The 11,815-nt window shown below is 74.8% G+C and carries 12 protein-coding genes; 9 read left to right on the top strand and 3 right to left on the bottom strand.

The features are described 5' to 3' along the window. Positions 1–156 precede the first annotated feature (156 nt). From ABD160_RS24640 to ABD160_RS24650, 3 genes are all read left to right on the top strand, one after another. The gene (locus ABD160_RS24640) at positions 157–1,728 is read left to right on the top strand and encodes a DNA recombination protein RmuC (protein WP_344026520.1); all 1,572 of its coding nucleotides are present in this window, start codon (positions 157–159) and stop codon (positions 1,726–1,728) included. Between the two features lie 4 nt (positions 1,729–1,732). Beyond that, positions 1,733–2,833: a DUF6542 domain-containing protein gene (locus ABD160_RS24645; RefSeq protein ID WP_344026522.1), complete on the top strand. Its 1,101-nt coding sequence runs from the start codon at positions 1,733–1,735 to the stop codon at positions 2,831–2,833. 191 nt (positions 2,834–3,024) lie between these two features. Continuing rightward, entirely contained in the window at positions 3,025–3,567 is a 543-nt protein-coding gene (locus ABD160_RS24650) for a L,D-transpeptidase (RefSeq protein WP_344026524.1), read from the top strand. Between the two features lie 62 nt (positions 3,568–3,629). On the opposite strand, the gene ABD160_RS24655 is transcribed toward ABD160_RS24650, so the two are convergent. Beyond that, the gene (locus ABD160_RS24655; RefSeq protein WP_344026526.1) at positions 3,630–4,589 is read right to left on the bottom strand and encodes a 4-hydroxy-3-methylbut-2-enyl diphosphate reductase; all 960 of its coding nucleotides are present in this window, start codon (positions 4,587–4,589) and stop codon (positions 3,630–3,632) included. 102 nt (positions 4,590–4,691) lie between these two features. Here ABD160_RS24655 and ABD160_RS24660 point away from each other — a divergent pair, with 102 nt between their 5' ends. The 4 genes from ABD160_RS24660 to ABD160_RS24675 all read left to right on the top strand — a co-directional run bounded on the left by ABD160_RS24660 (position 4,692) and on the right by ABD160_RS24675 (position 7,872). Continuing rightward, positions 4,692–5,261 (top strand): lipid droplet-associated protein, encoded by a 570-nt coding sequence (locus ABD160_RS24660; protein WP_344026528.1) that lies wholly within the window; start codon positions 4,692–4,694, stop codon positions 5,259–5,261. After that, entirely contained in the window at positions 5,258–6,532 is a 1,275-nt protein-coding gene (gene xseA, locus ABD160_RS24665) for an exodeoxyribonuclease VII large subunit (protein WP_344026530.1), read from the top strand. Before ABD160_RS24660 ends, xseA begins: the two co-directional genes overlap by 4 nt. Further along, entirely contained in the window at positions 6,529–6,750 is a 222-nt protein-coding gene (locus ABD160_RS24670) for an exodeoxyribonuclease VII small subunit (protein ID WP_344026532.1), read from the top strand. The genes xseA and ABD160_RS24670 overlap by 4 nt, the downstream gene beginning before the upstream one ends. A 168-nt stretch (positions 6,751–6,918) precedes the next feature. After that, complete coding sequence (locus ABD160_RS24675) at positions 6,919–7,872, top strand: type IV toxin-antitoxin system AbiEi family antitoxin domain-containing protein (RefSeq protein ID WP_344026534.1); 954 nt, start codon at positions 6,919–6,921, stop codon at positions 7,870–7,872. Positions 7,873–8,031: 159 nt separating this feature from the next. On the opposite strand, the gene ABD160_RS24680 is transcribed toward ABD160_RS24675, so the two are convergent. Beyond that, positions 8,032–8,796, bottom strand: a complete 765-nt coding sequence (locus ABD160_RS24680; protein WP_344026536.1) for a DUF4245 domain-containing protein — start codon at positions 8,794–8,796, stop codon at positions 8,032–8,034. 191 nt (positions 8,797–8,987) lie between these two features. On the opposite strand from ABD160_RS24680, the gene glpX reads away from it, so the two are divergent. Both glpX and ABD160_RS24690 read left to right on the top strand, forming a co-directional pair. After that, positions 8,988–9,974 (top strand): class II fructose-bisphosphatase, encoded by a 987-nt coding sequence (gene glpX, locus ABD160_RS24685; protein WP_344026829.1) that lies wholly within the window; start codon positions 8,988–8,990, stop codon positions 9,972–9,974. A gap of 62 nt (positions 9,975–10,036) precedes the next feature. Then, positions 10,037–11,446, top strand: a complete 1,410-nt coding sequence (locus ABD160_RS24690; protein WP_344026538.1) for a class II fumarate hydratase — start codon at positions 10,037–10,039, stop codon at positions 11,444–11,446. 8 nt (positions 11,447–11,454) lie between these two features. On the opposite strand, the gene ABD160_RS24695 is transcribed toward ABD160_RS24690, so the two are convergent. Continuing rightward, positions 11,455–11,634 (bottom strand): hypothetical protein, encoded by a 180-nt coding sequence (locus ABD160_RS24695; protein WP_344026540.1) that lies wholly within the window; start codon positions 11,632–11,634, stop codon positions 11,455–11,457. Positions 11,635–11,815 lie beyond the last annotated feature (181 nt).

Here is an 11,815-nt window from a genome sequence, read left to right on the forward strand (position 1 = left end):
AACGGTTCGCCCGCGGTGAGGTCCGTCGCCGGGACGCAACCCACTGGGCCGTCCGGCCGTCCCCCGTTGCGCCGATCGGCAAACATCGGCCCGCGGACACGCCCGCGACGTGCCGGTTCGCCGGAACTGTCAGGGGTCGGGTGCACGCTGCGGGACGTGGATGTCACCAGCCTTCTCGCCGGGTCGCTGTTCGGCGCCGCGATCGCCTGCGCCGTCACCTGGCTGCTGGCGGCCGCCCGGTTCCGGGCCGAGGCCGCCGAGGCGGCCCGCGCCGCGGCGAACACGGCCGCGACCACCCGGGCGGATGCGGCGGGCCTCCGTGCCGAGCGGACCGGATTGCTGGAGCGCATCGAGGAGCTGCACGAGTCGCTCGACGAGGCGACCGTGCGGGCCCGGCGGGCCGAGTCCGAGGCCGCCGGCGCGACCGCGGCGCTGCACGCGGAGCGCGAGGCCCGTGTGCAGGCCGAGGCCGGGTTGAAGGACTCGTTCGCCGCCCTCTCGCAGGATGCGCTGGCCCGGAACAACGAGGCCTTCGTCACCCTCGCCGAGCGCCGGATCAAGGAGGCCACGGCCGAGCTGTCGGCCAGGGCACAGGGCGAGGAGACGGCGCGGGCCAAGGCCGTGGAGCAGCTGCTCGATCCGGTCTCGGCGGCGCTCTGCCGGGTCGAGGGGCAGCTGCGGTCGGTGGAGAAGGAGCGCGAGTCCGCCTACGCGGGGCTGCGCGAGCAGGTCCGGGCGATGGCGGCGAGCTCGGAGAAGCTCGGCACCGAGACGAAGGCGCTCGTCAACGCGCTGCGCGCGCCGCAGGTGCGTGGCCGCTGGGGCGAGATGCAGCTGCAGCGGGTCGCCGAGATGGCCGGGATGGTCGAGCACTGCGACTTCTCCACCCAGGTCAGCGCCGACGGGGAGGACGGCGGCGTCCGGCCGGACATGATCGTCCGGCTGGCCGGCGGCAAGCAGGTCGTGGTCGACGCGAAGGTGCCGTTCGCCGCGTACCTGGAGGCCGTGGAGACGGGTGACCCGCAGGTGCACGCGCAGAAGCTGGCCGCACACGCCCGCCAGCTCCGGGCGCACGTCGACCAGCTGGCCGGCAAGGCGTACTGGGAGGCGTTCGAGCCGACGCCGGAGTTCGTGGTGCTGTTCGTGCCGGGCGACCCGTTCCTGGAGGCCGCGCTGCGCTCGGACCCCGGGCTCCTGGAGCACGCGTTCGGGCGCAACGTCGTGCTGGCGACGCCGACCACGCTGGTCGCCCTGCTGCGCACGGTCGCCTACGGGTGGCGGCAGGAGGCGCTCGCCCGCAACGCCGCCCAGGTGCACCGGCTCGGCCGGGAGCTGCACGGCCGGCTCGCCACGATGGGCACGCACGTCGCCCGGCTCGGCCGCAGCCTCGACTCGGTCGTCGAGAGCTACAACCGCACGGTCTCCTCGCTGGAGGCCCGGGTGCTGGTGAGCGCCCGCAAGTTCACCGAGCTCCAGGTGAGCGACACCGAGCTCGACGAGCCCGGGACCGTCGACCGCACCCCGCGCGCGGTGTCGGCGCCGGAGCTGGTGGCCTCCGCGGGCGAGGCGCTGGTGTCGCTGGAGGATCTCGGCCGGGCCGCCGAGCTCGCCGACCGGCCCGATCGCCGGTCGTCGCGGGCGGACGGCGCGCGGGGCGACGCGTTCGGCGCCGGGGACGGCGCGGCGGACGAGGGGCACCGGCAGGCCGCGCGCGGCGAGTTAGGCTGACCGGGTGAACACGACCCGGTCGAGCTCGGCCCGCCGGCCCGGCGGGTCCACCACCCCCCGGCCCGCGGCGCCCGGCCGGGGCGGCTGGCCGGTCCGGGAGCGTTCGCTGCTCCGGCCGGTGCTCGGGATCCCGCCGGTGGCCGCGATCGGCCTCGCCGTGGCCGCGACCGCACTCGGCGTCCTCGTCGACTTCCTGCGGATCGGCACGGTCGGCCGGGTGTTCGAGATCGCGTACCTGCTCGGCTGCGTCCTCGCGGTCTGCTGGGTGCGCAGGCGCGGCATCTTCCTGCCCGCGGTGCAGCCGCCGTTGCTGCTGGCCGTGGTCGTCCCCGTGGTCGCGATCCTGATCGGGGCACCGAGCGGCGGCGGCACCGCACAGAGCGTGCTGATGGCGGGCGCCCCGCTGATCAACGCGTTCCCGGCGATGGCGGTGACCACCCTGGCGGTGCTCGCGCTCGCCGCGTTCCGGCTGGTCCGCCAGCGGCTCGGCCCCGACGACTCGGTCGGGCGGCTGCGGGCCCGGCTCGGCCGGGACCCGGGCGGCCACGATCCGGACGGTCCGCGGCGCAGCCGCTCCGAGCGGCGGCAGGACCGCGCCGGGTCCCGCACCTCCCGGCCGGACACCGACCGGCGCGGCAGGCGCACCGCCGACGGTTCCGCGGGCGCCCTCGCCCGTGAGGCCGCGGCGACCGGCTCCGCGCGCGGCGCGCGACCGGCCGGCGCCCCCCGCAGCACCGGCGGCACCGGCAGTACCGGCAGCACCGGCCGTGGAGCAGGCACCGGCGGCACCACCCGCGGCAGCAGCACCCGCGGCGCGGGCAGCAGCAGCACCGCCCGCGGAGCCGGCAGCGGCACCGCCCGCGGCGCCGGATCCACCGGCGGCTCTCCCCGCAGCGGATCGACCGGCGGCACCGGGTCCGGTTCCCGCGGCACCGGCACGTCCGGCAGCACTCCCCGCGGCTCGGGGACCGGCGCCTCCGCCCGCGGTGCCTCCGGCGGGATCTCCGGCACCGGCGGCTCGCGGATCGGCGGGCGCGGATCGTCCCGGCCGTCGTCGGCGACACGCGGTGGCGCCTCGGAGGCGACACGCCGACGATCCCGCTGAGTGACGACCCGAATCCGGACCGTCTCTCGCGCGTTGTCACAGGTGAGCACCACGACCGGACCCCGGTGGCCGGATCCGGCACGACGGGCCGGAAGATCGAGGCAACCCGACGCCCCACCCGGGCGTCACACAACCAGGAGCCGGTGTGACCCCGCCGCGCCCTGCACGTCAGCCGGACGACCTGGAGAACGATGTCCACCACCCGGAGCACCCGCTCCCCCCGGCCCGCGATCGTCGTCGCCCTCGTCACAGCGGCACTCGCGCTGATCGGTGTCGGTACGGCGCTGGCCGCCACCCCGGCCGCGCAGGCGTTCCGCGAGCAGCCGCTGGTGCCGGGCACCCCGTGCACCATCACCGCCAGCGCCTGCGTCGACCTCGACACGAAGCAGTCCTGGCTGTTCGAGAACGGCAAGATCACGCACGGCCCGGTGCCGGTCGCGATCGGCGGCCCGGGCAAGGAGACGCCGGTGGGCCACTCGCTGCGCGTCTACCGCAAGGAAGAGCTGCACAAGAGCGGCGAGTACACGATGTCCAACGGCGAGCCCGCCCCGATGCCCTGGTCGGTGTTCTTCCAGGACGGCGGCATCGCGTTCCACGAGGGCCGCACCGACACCCCGTCGGCCGGCTGCGTCCGGCTCAGCCGGGAGAACGCCATCACCTGGTACAACAACCTGGAGATCGGCGACCAGGTCCAGGTGGTGTCCGCCCAGGCGGTGCACGCCGCCCGCGCCTGATCCACCGCACGGACGAGAAACGCCCCGGACCGACCAGGTCCGGGGCGTTCGTCGTACCGGGGTCAGCGGGCCGCGGCACGCGCCGGGCGCAGCTCCCGCGGCAGCGAGAACACCAGCGTCTCCTCGGCGGTGTCGACCTCCTCGACCGAGCCGAAGCCGCGCTCCGCGAGGTGCTCGACGACGCCGCGCACCAGCACCTCGGGCACCGACGCACCACTGGTGACGCCGACCGTGCTGACGCCCTCCAGCCAGCTCTCGTCGATCTCCTTGGCGTAGTCGATCAGGTACGACGCGCCGGCGCCGGCGCCGAGCGCGACCTCCACCAGCCGGACCGAGTTCGACGAGTTCCGCGACCCGACGACCAGCACCAGGTCACAGCGCGGGGCCATCGTCTTCACCGCGACCTGGCGGTTCTGGGTGGCGTAGCAGATGTCGTCCGACGGCGGGTTCTGCAGCTTCGGGAACCGCTCCCGCAGGGCGCGGACGGTCTCCATCGTCTCGTCGACACTGAGCGTCGTCTGGGACAGCCACACGACCTTGTCCGGGTCGCGGACGGTGACCTTGTCCACGTCGGCGGCCGACTCGACGAGCTGGATGTGCTCGGGCGCCTCGCCGGAGGTCCCCTCGACCTCCTCGTGCCCGGCGTGGCCGACCAGCAGGATGTCGTAGTCCTCGCGGGCGAACCGCTTCGCCTCCTGGTGCACCTTGGTCACCAGCGGGCAGGTCGCGTCGATCGTCCGCAGCTGCCTGCCCTTCGCCTCCTCCCGCACCGCGGGCGAGACACCGTGCGCGGAGAACACGACGTGCGCGCCCTCCGGGACCTCGGACGCCTCCTCCACGAAGATCGCGCCGCGGTCGCGCAGGGTCTCGACGACGTGCTTGTTGTGCACGATCTCCTTGCGGACGTACACCGGGGCGCCGTACTTGTCGAGCGCCTGCTCCACCGCCTCGACGGCGCGGTCGACGCCTGCGCAGTAGCCGCGGGGCTTGGCGAGCAGGACCTGCTTGGCAGTACCGGACATGGGCTCCAGCGTACGGATCACCTCCGGCCCGGGCAGCGTCACGTGACACGCTCGACCGTCCCCGCGCGACACCGGCGCGCCGATCAGGGGACAATGGCTCGCATGTCGCCGTTGCCGTTCCCCGTGCGGATCGCCGCGGGCCTCGTCGTCACCGCCGTCGAGCAGGCCCGTGAGCTGCCCCGGCACGCCGTCGAGCTGCCGGTGACCGCGGTCAGCCAGGCACTGCAGGTGTCGATGCGCCTGCAGCAGAAGGTCACCGAGCTCGCGATCAAGGGCGACCGCGCGCTGGGCGCGCTGCGGCCGGCCGACGAGGTGCCCAGCTGGGCCACGTTCGACGACGACATCCCGGACCTGAGCCTGCCCGAGCCGCAGCCGGTCACCGACCCGCGCAACGGCACGGTGTCGTCGCTGCGCCCGGCCCGCTCCGGGATCCCGATCTCGCGGCCCGAGCGGCCCGCCGGCACGTCGAACCGCGCGGAGGCGACCACCGGTGCGCCGTACGCCGTCCCCGAGTACCCGACGATGACCGTGCCGCAGCTGCGCGGGAAGCTCCGCACACTCAGCGTCGACGACCTGTCGGACCTGCTCGCCTGGGAGACGGCGCACGAGAACCGCCCGGCCTACGTCACGATGCTGACGAACCGGATCGCGACGCTGTCCCAGGAGAAGTGAGCGCCCCGGCCTCGGAGGAGAACCCGTGGCCGGTCCGGACGGTCGCCCGCAAGATCGCCGAGTGGGTGGACCGTCTCGGTGCGGTCTGGGTGGAGGGTCAGCTCGCGCAGGTGAACGCCCGGTCCTCCACGGCGTTCCTGACCCTGCGTGACCCGGCGGCGGACGTGTCGCTGCAGCTCATCGCGCCGGCCGCGCTGGTCCGCGAGTCCGGCGGCGCGGTCGCCGAGGGCAGCCGGGTGATCGTGCACGGCAAGCCGTCGTTCTACCTGGGGCGCGGCACGTTGAGCCTGCGCGTCGACCGGATCCGCGCGGTCGGGCTCGGCGAGCTGCTCGCCCGGATCGAGCGCCTGCGCCGGCTGCTCGCCGCCGAGGGGCTGTTCGATCCGGCGCTCAAACGCCGGCCGCCGCTGCTGCCGCGCACCATCGGCCTGGTGACCGGGCGGGACTCGGCCGCCGAGCACGACGTCGTGACGAACGCGACGCTGCGCTGGCCCGCCGTGCGGTTCCGGATCGAGAACGTGGCCGTGCAGGGCGGGCTGGCCGTCGAGCAGATCGTCGGTGCGCTGCAGGTTCTCGATCGCGACCCGGACGTGCAGGTGATCGTGCTCGCCCGCGGCGGCGGCAGCGTCGAGGACCTCCTGCCGTTCTCCGACGAGACGCTGTGCCGGGCGGTCGCCGCCTGCCGCACGCCGGTGGTGTCGGCGATCGGCCACGAGCCGGACACCCCGCTGGTCGATCACGTCGCCGACGTCCGGTGCTCGACGCCCACCGAGGCGGGCCGCAGCCTGGTGCCCGATCTCGCCGAGGAGACCGCCCGGATCTCCGGTCTGCGCGACCGGGCCCGCCGGGCGCTGCACGGCTGGGTGGACCGGGAGCAGCGCCGGCTCGCCGACCTGCGCTCCCGGCCCGCGCTCGCCGATCCGCTCCGGCTGGTCGCGGCCCGTGTCGACGAGATCGCCGACGCCCGCGCCGCGGCGCACCGGGCGATGCTGCGCCGGTTGGACCGGTCCGCGGCGGAGCTGGGGCACCTGGGTGCACGGCTCACCGCGCTCGGGCCGTCCGCGACACTGGCCCGCGGTTACGCGATCGTGCAGCTCCCCGGTGCCGGTGACGGGGTGCCGCCGTTGCTGCGGTCGGTCGCCGACGCCCCGGCCGGGGCGGCGCTGCGGATCCGGGTGGCGGACGGTGCCGTCGCCGCGACGGTGACCGGCACAGAGCCCGGCGCGGAGACCGACCTCGAATCCGATCCCGATCCGGAGGACACCCCATGAGCGAGCGGCCCGCGGTCGACAGCCTCGGCTACGAACAGGCCCGTGACGAGCTCGTCGAGGTCGTCCGTGCGCTCGAGGTCGGCGGGCTCGGCCTCGACGAGTCCGTCGCGCTCTGGGAACGCGGCGAGGCGCTCGCCCGGCGCTGCGACGAGCAGCTCGCCGGGGCCCGCGAACGCATCGAGACCAAGCTCTCCGAGGCCGAGTCCTCGGATTCCTGACCCCCGGCCGCCGGAGCCCCTGCGCCGGCCGGATCCGCACGGGATCGTCGCGTTCGCACGGGATCGGATCCCGTGCGAACGCACCGAACCCGTGCGAACGTCGCCGGGTTGTCCACAGGCTGCGATCCGTGGGGTCGCGGGCCGCCACCGCGCGGGATGGTTGGTGGCATGTTCCTCGACGCCGCAGCCGGAGCGGGCCCGTACCGCCGGACCGATCTGCACTCCGCGGGCCTGGCGGACTCCGGGATCGCGAGGGCGCTGCGGGATGGCCGGCTGAGCCGGGTGTGCCGGGGGATGTACGTGCCCGGACCGCAGGCGTCGCGCAGCCGCTCCGGGCCGGACGACCAGGAGGCTGCCCGGCACATCCTGGCGGTGCGCGGCGTGCTGGCCCGGCTCGGCGCTCCCGCGGTGGTCAGCCATGTCTCCGCGGCCGTCCTGCACGGGCTGGACGTCTGGAACCTCCCGCTCGATCTCGTCCACCTCACCCGGAACCGGGCCAGCGGTGCCCGGCGCGGCCGGGACCTGCACCTGCACGTGGGCCCGTTGAGCGACGCCGACGTCACGCGGGTCGGCGGCATCGCTGTCACCACCCCGGCCCGGACGGCGATCGACATCGCCCGCGAGCGGCCGTTCGCCCAGGCTCTCGTCGTCGCCGACGCGGCGCTGCGCGCCCCGCACACGGACCGGGCGGACCTCGACGGGGCGCTCCGCGCCGCCGCCGGACGCACCGGGGTGCGCAACGCCGCCCGGGTCGTCGCGTTCGCCGACGGGCGCTCCGCCAGTCCCGGGGAGTCGCTCAGCCGGCTGCTGTTCCACCGGTCCGGGCTGCCCGAACCGGTGCTGCAGCGCGAGATCACCGGGTGGAACGGCGAGCGGGTGGCGACCGTCGACTTCTGGTGGGACGGAACGCCGCCGGTGATCGGCGAGTTCGACGGCGAGAGCACGTACGGCCGGTTGCTCCGGCCCGGGCAGACGCCGGGCCGGGCCGTCGTGGAGGAGAAGATCCGCGAGGACCTCCTGCGCGAGCTCGCCCCGGAGGTCGTGCGCTGGACCTGGCGGGACCTCAAGGAGCCGCAACACCTCCTGTCCCGGCTCCGCCGCCGCCTGACGCCGCACCCCTGACCCGCGGGCGCCCGCGCAACGCCATCGCACCGGCTCGCCCCGCACCGGCTCGCATGATCCGCACGGGTTCACCTCATCCGCACGGGATCGGATCCCGTGCGAACGCGACGAACCCGTGCGAACGCGGGCCCGCGCGACCTCGCCGGACCGCCGGACCGCTCAACCTCCGCCGGCCGTGGGCGCCTCCACCACCGCGTCCGCGAGGGTGCGGAACTGCTCGTCGGAGCCCGAGCCGGTGACCAGCAGACGGACGTCGGGGTCCCCGGGGAGCGTCGCGATCCGGAACGGCTCACCGCCGTCGCGCTGGTAGACCTCCCATTCCAGCCCGGCGGCGTCGAGGGTCCCGCGCATCAGCGGCGGGCCCTCCCCCCGCCCCGCCGCACCCGACTCGGTCGCGAGGATCCCCTCCGCGGTCCCGTCGGTCTGCACCAGGCTGAGGAAGTCGGCGTCCGGCGTGACGTAGCCGATCCGGACGGCGGTGCCGCCGCCCTCGACCGGGCCGCGGTCGGTCGAGTTCGCGCGGAACGGCACGTCCGGCACCCGCAGCGGGAACGCCGAGCCGACGGCGTACTCCGCGAGCCGGCTCTGCACGTTCACGGTCGGCCCGGAGTTCGGGTCCTCGACCGGCATGCCGGGGGCGAACGAGCACGAGTTCCCGACGCTGAACAGCAGCAGCCCGACCGGCACCAGGATCAGCAGCGCGCCGATCATGTCCCGGACCGAGGTCTCGCCCCGCCCCGGCTTGCGCAGCGCCCGCGGCCCGACCCGGGGGGCCGCGCGCCCGGCCGTCCCGCCACCGGCCCTCACCCCGCCGGAGGGCTCGCCGGTCACGCCATCGGAGGGCTCGCCGGTCACGCCATCGGAGGGCTCGCCGGAGGACTCGTCGGACGGCGGGGTCGTGCTCGGATCCGGTCGCGAACTCACCCCCCCATCGTCTCCCAGGCATGGCGTCGGTCGCTCATCACTCCTCCGCGACCCGCCCACGTGCGAGGATCGGGCGGTCGCGTCCCCCGACCGGGGACCCGCCGAGCACGCCGCCGTGAAGGAGACGTCCGTTGAGTCAGCCCGCCAGCCAGCCCGCCCGCCGCCGTGAGGCGCCCGACCGCAACCTGGCGATGGAGCTGGTCCGGGTCACCGAGGCCGCAGCGATGGCGGCCGGCCGCTGGGTCGGCCGCGGCGACAAGAACGGCGGGGACGGCGCGGCCGTCGACGCGATGCGCCAGCTGATCTCGAGCGTGTCGATGCGCGGGGTGGTCGTCATCGGGGAGGGCGAGAAGGACGAGGCCCCGATGCTGTTCAACGGCGAGGAGGTCGGCAACGGCGAGGGCCCGTTCTGCGACGTCGCCGTCGACCCGATCGACGGCACCACGCTGATGAGCAAGGGCATGCCGAACGCGCTCGCGGTGCTCGCGGTCGCCGAGCGGGACGCGATGTTCGACCCGTCCGCCGTGTTCTACATGGAGAAGATCGCGGTCGGGCCGGAGGCCGCCGACGTCATCGACATCACCGCGCCGGTCGCCGAGAACATCCGCCGGGTGGCCCACGCGAAGCAGGTCGACGTCGCCGACGTCACGGTCTGCGTGCTGGACCGCCCGCGGCACGAGCAGATCGTCCGGGAGATCCGGGAGGCGGGCGCCCGGATCTCGTTCATCTCCGACGGCGACGTCGCCGGTGCGATCGCCGCCGCCCGTCCCAGCTCGGGGGTCGACATGCTCTACGGCGTCGGCGGCACCCCCGAGGGGATCATCACCGCGGCCGCGATGAAGTGCATGGGCGGCGAGATCCAGGGCAGGCTCTGGCCCACCGACGACGCGGAGCGCGACCGGGCCGTCGCCGCCGGGCACGACCTGAGCGCCGTGCTCACCACCGCCGAGCTGGTGCGCGGCGAGAACGTCTTCTTCTGCGCCACCGGCATCACCGACGGCCCGCTGCTGCGCGGCGTGCACTACCGCGGTGGCGGCGCGACCACCCAGTCGATCGTGATGCGGTCGAAGTCCGGCACCGTCCGGCTGATCGACGGCTACCACCGGCTGACCAAGCTGCGCGAGTTCTCCTCGGTCGACTTCGACGGCGTCGAGGGCGAGGCCCCGCCGCTCCCGTGATCCACTGAGGTGAGCCTCACCTAAGGCAGCGGCGGTCGTCCGGGTGGAGTAGACCTGCCGGTATGAGCTCCGACTACCGCATCGAGCACGACACCATGGGCGAGGTCCGGGTCCCGGCACACGCGCTGTGGCGGGCCCAGACCCAGCGTGCCGTCGAGAACTTCCCGATCTCCGGCCGCCCCCTGGAACGCGCCCAGATCCGGGCGCTCGGCCTGGTCAAGGCGGCTGCGGCCCGGGTGAACGGCGAGCTCGGCGTGCTGGACGCCGACCGGGCGGCCGCGATCGCCGCCGCCGCCGACGAGGTGGCGCAGGGCGCGCACGACGAGCACTTCCCGGTCGACGTGTTCCAGACCGGCTCGGGCACGTCGTCGAACATGAACGCCAACGAGGTGATCGCGACGCTGGCCGAGCGGGCCGGCGGCGGCAGCCTCACGGTGCACCCGAACGACCACGTCAACGCCTCGCAGTCGTCCAACGACGTCTTCCCGACCACCATCCACGTGGCCGCGACCGAGGCGCTCGCCACCGACGTCGTCCCGGCCCTGGAGCACCTGGAGGCGGCGCTGCGGCGGCGCGCGTCGGACTGGTCGGAGGTCGTGAAGGCCGGTCGCACGCACCTGATGGACGCCGTCCCGATCACCCTCGGGCAGGAGGCGGGCGGCTGGGCCAGCCAGGCCGGCTACGGCGCCGACCGGGTCCGCGACGCGCTGCCCCGGCTGGCCGTGCTGCCGATCGGCGGGACCGCCGTCGGGACCGGGCTGAACGCGCCGGACGGGTTCGGCGCCGCCGTCGTCGAGAAGCTGCGCGAGGCGACCGGTCTGGACCAGCTGTCCGAGGCGACCGACCACATCGAGGCGCAGGGCTCGCGGGACGGGCTGGTCGAGGCGTCCGGGGCGCTGCGCACCGTCGCCGTCAGCCTCTACAAGATCGCCAACGACCTGCGCTGGCTGTCCTCCGGCCCGCGCACCGGGCTCGCCGAGATCGCGCTCCCGGACCTGCAGCCGGGCAGCTCGATCATGCCGGGCAAGGTCAACCCGGTGATCTGCGAGGCGACGATGATGGTCTGCGCGCAGGTCATGGGCAACGACGCGACGGTCGGCTTCTCCGGCAGCCAGGGCAACCTGGAGCTGAACGTGATGATGCCGGTGATGGCGCGCAACGTGCTGGAGTCCGCGCGGCTGCTCGCCAACGCGGCCCGGCTGCTCGCGGACAAGGTCGTCGACGGCATGCAGGCCGACCTGGAGCGCACCCGGGAGTACGCCGAGTCGTCGCCGTCGATCGTGACGCCGCTGAACTCGGTGATCGGCTACGAGGAGGCGGCGGCCATCGCGAAGCAGGCGCTGAAGGAGCGCAAGACGATCCGCGAGGTCGTCGTGGAGCGCGGGCACGTGGAGTCCGGCGCGCTCACCGAGGAGCAGCTGGACCGGGCCCTCGACGTGCTGGCGATGACCCGCGGCGAGAAGCGGAGCTGACCGGCCGCTCAGTGGTGGTCGTGCCCGGACGCGGGCGCGCTCGTCGGCGGCGGGACCGGGGGCGGCGGAGGCGGCCCGGTGTCGCAGCCGGCGAGCGCGGACGCGGCGAGCAGCACCGCCAGCAGGACGACCGAGGGGGACCGGCCGGGCCGGGTGGCCGGCCGGCGGGAGCTGTCGCTGTCCGTCATGGCCGGGGATCGTGGCGCGCCGGAACGGCGGGCACATCGGGCATCTGCCCCTGACCTGTCACGGATGCACGACACAACGGTCCGCGATCGGCCGAACGCGGCCGGTCAGTCCATCCGCTGTTCACCTGCTGTCCCCCGTCCGGTCCACCATCGCGTGCCACCGTGTGATCCCTCTCGATCA

This window comes from Pseudonocardia kongjuensis, assembly GCF_039526905.1.
In the GTDB taxonomy this organism is placed as follows: domain Bacteria; phylum Actinomycetota; class Actinomycetes; order Mycobacteriales; family Pseudonocardiaceae; genus Pseudonocardia; species Pseudonocardia kongjuensis.

Bases quoted from the DNA above. Each gene is read 5' to 3' on its own strand.
- ABD160_RS24670 (WP_344026532.1), top strand. From the start codon at position 6,529: ATGAGCGAGCGGCCCGCGGTCGACAGCCTCGGCTACGAACAGGCCCGT.
- ABD160_RS24650 (WP_344026524.1), top strand. From the start codon at position 3,025: ATGTCCACCACCCGGAGCACCCGCTCCCCCCGGCCCGCGATCGTCGTC.
- glpX (WP_344026829.1), top strand. From the start codon at position 8,988: ATGGAGCTGGTCCGGGTCACCGAGGCCGCAGCGATGGCGGCCGGCCGC.
- ABD160_RS24695 (WP_344026540.1), bottom strand. From the start codon at position 11,634: ATGACGGACAGCGACAGCTCCCGCCGGCCGGCCACCCGGCCCGGCCGG.
- ABD160_RS24690 (WP_344026538.1), top strand. From the start codon at position 10,037: ATGAGCTCCGACTACCGCATCGAGCACGACACCATGGGCGAGGTCCGG.
- ABD160_RS24660 (WP_344026528.1), top strand. From the start codon at position 4,692: ATGTCGCCGTTGCCGTTCCCCGTGCGGATCGCCGCGGGCCTCGTCGTC.
- ABD160_RS24655 (WP_344026526.1), bottom strand. From the start codon at position 4,589: ATGTCCGGTACTGCCAAGCAGGTCCTGCTCGCCAAGCCCCGCGGCTAC.
- ABD160_RS24675 (WP_344026534.1), top strand. From the start codon at position 6,919: ATGTTCCTCGACGCCGCAGCCGGAGCGGGCCCGTACCGCCGGACCGAT.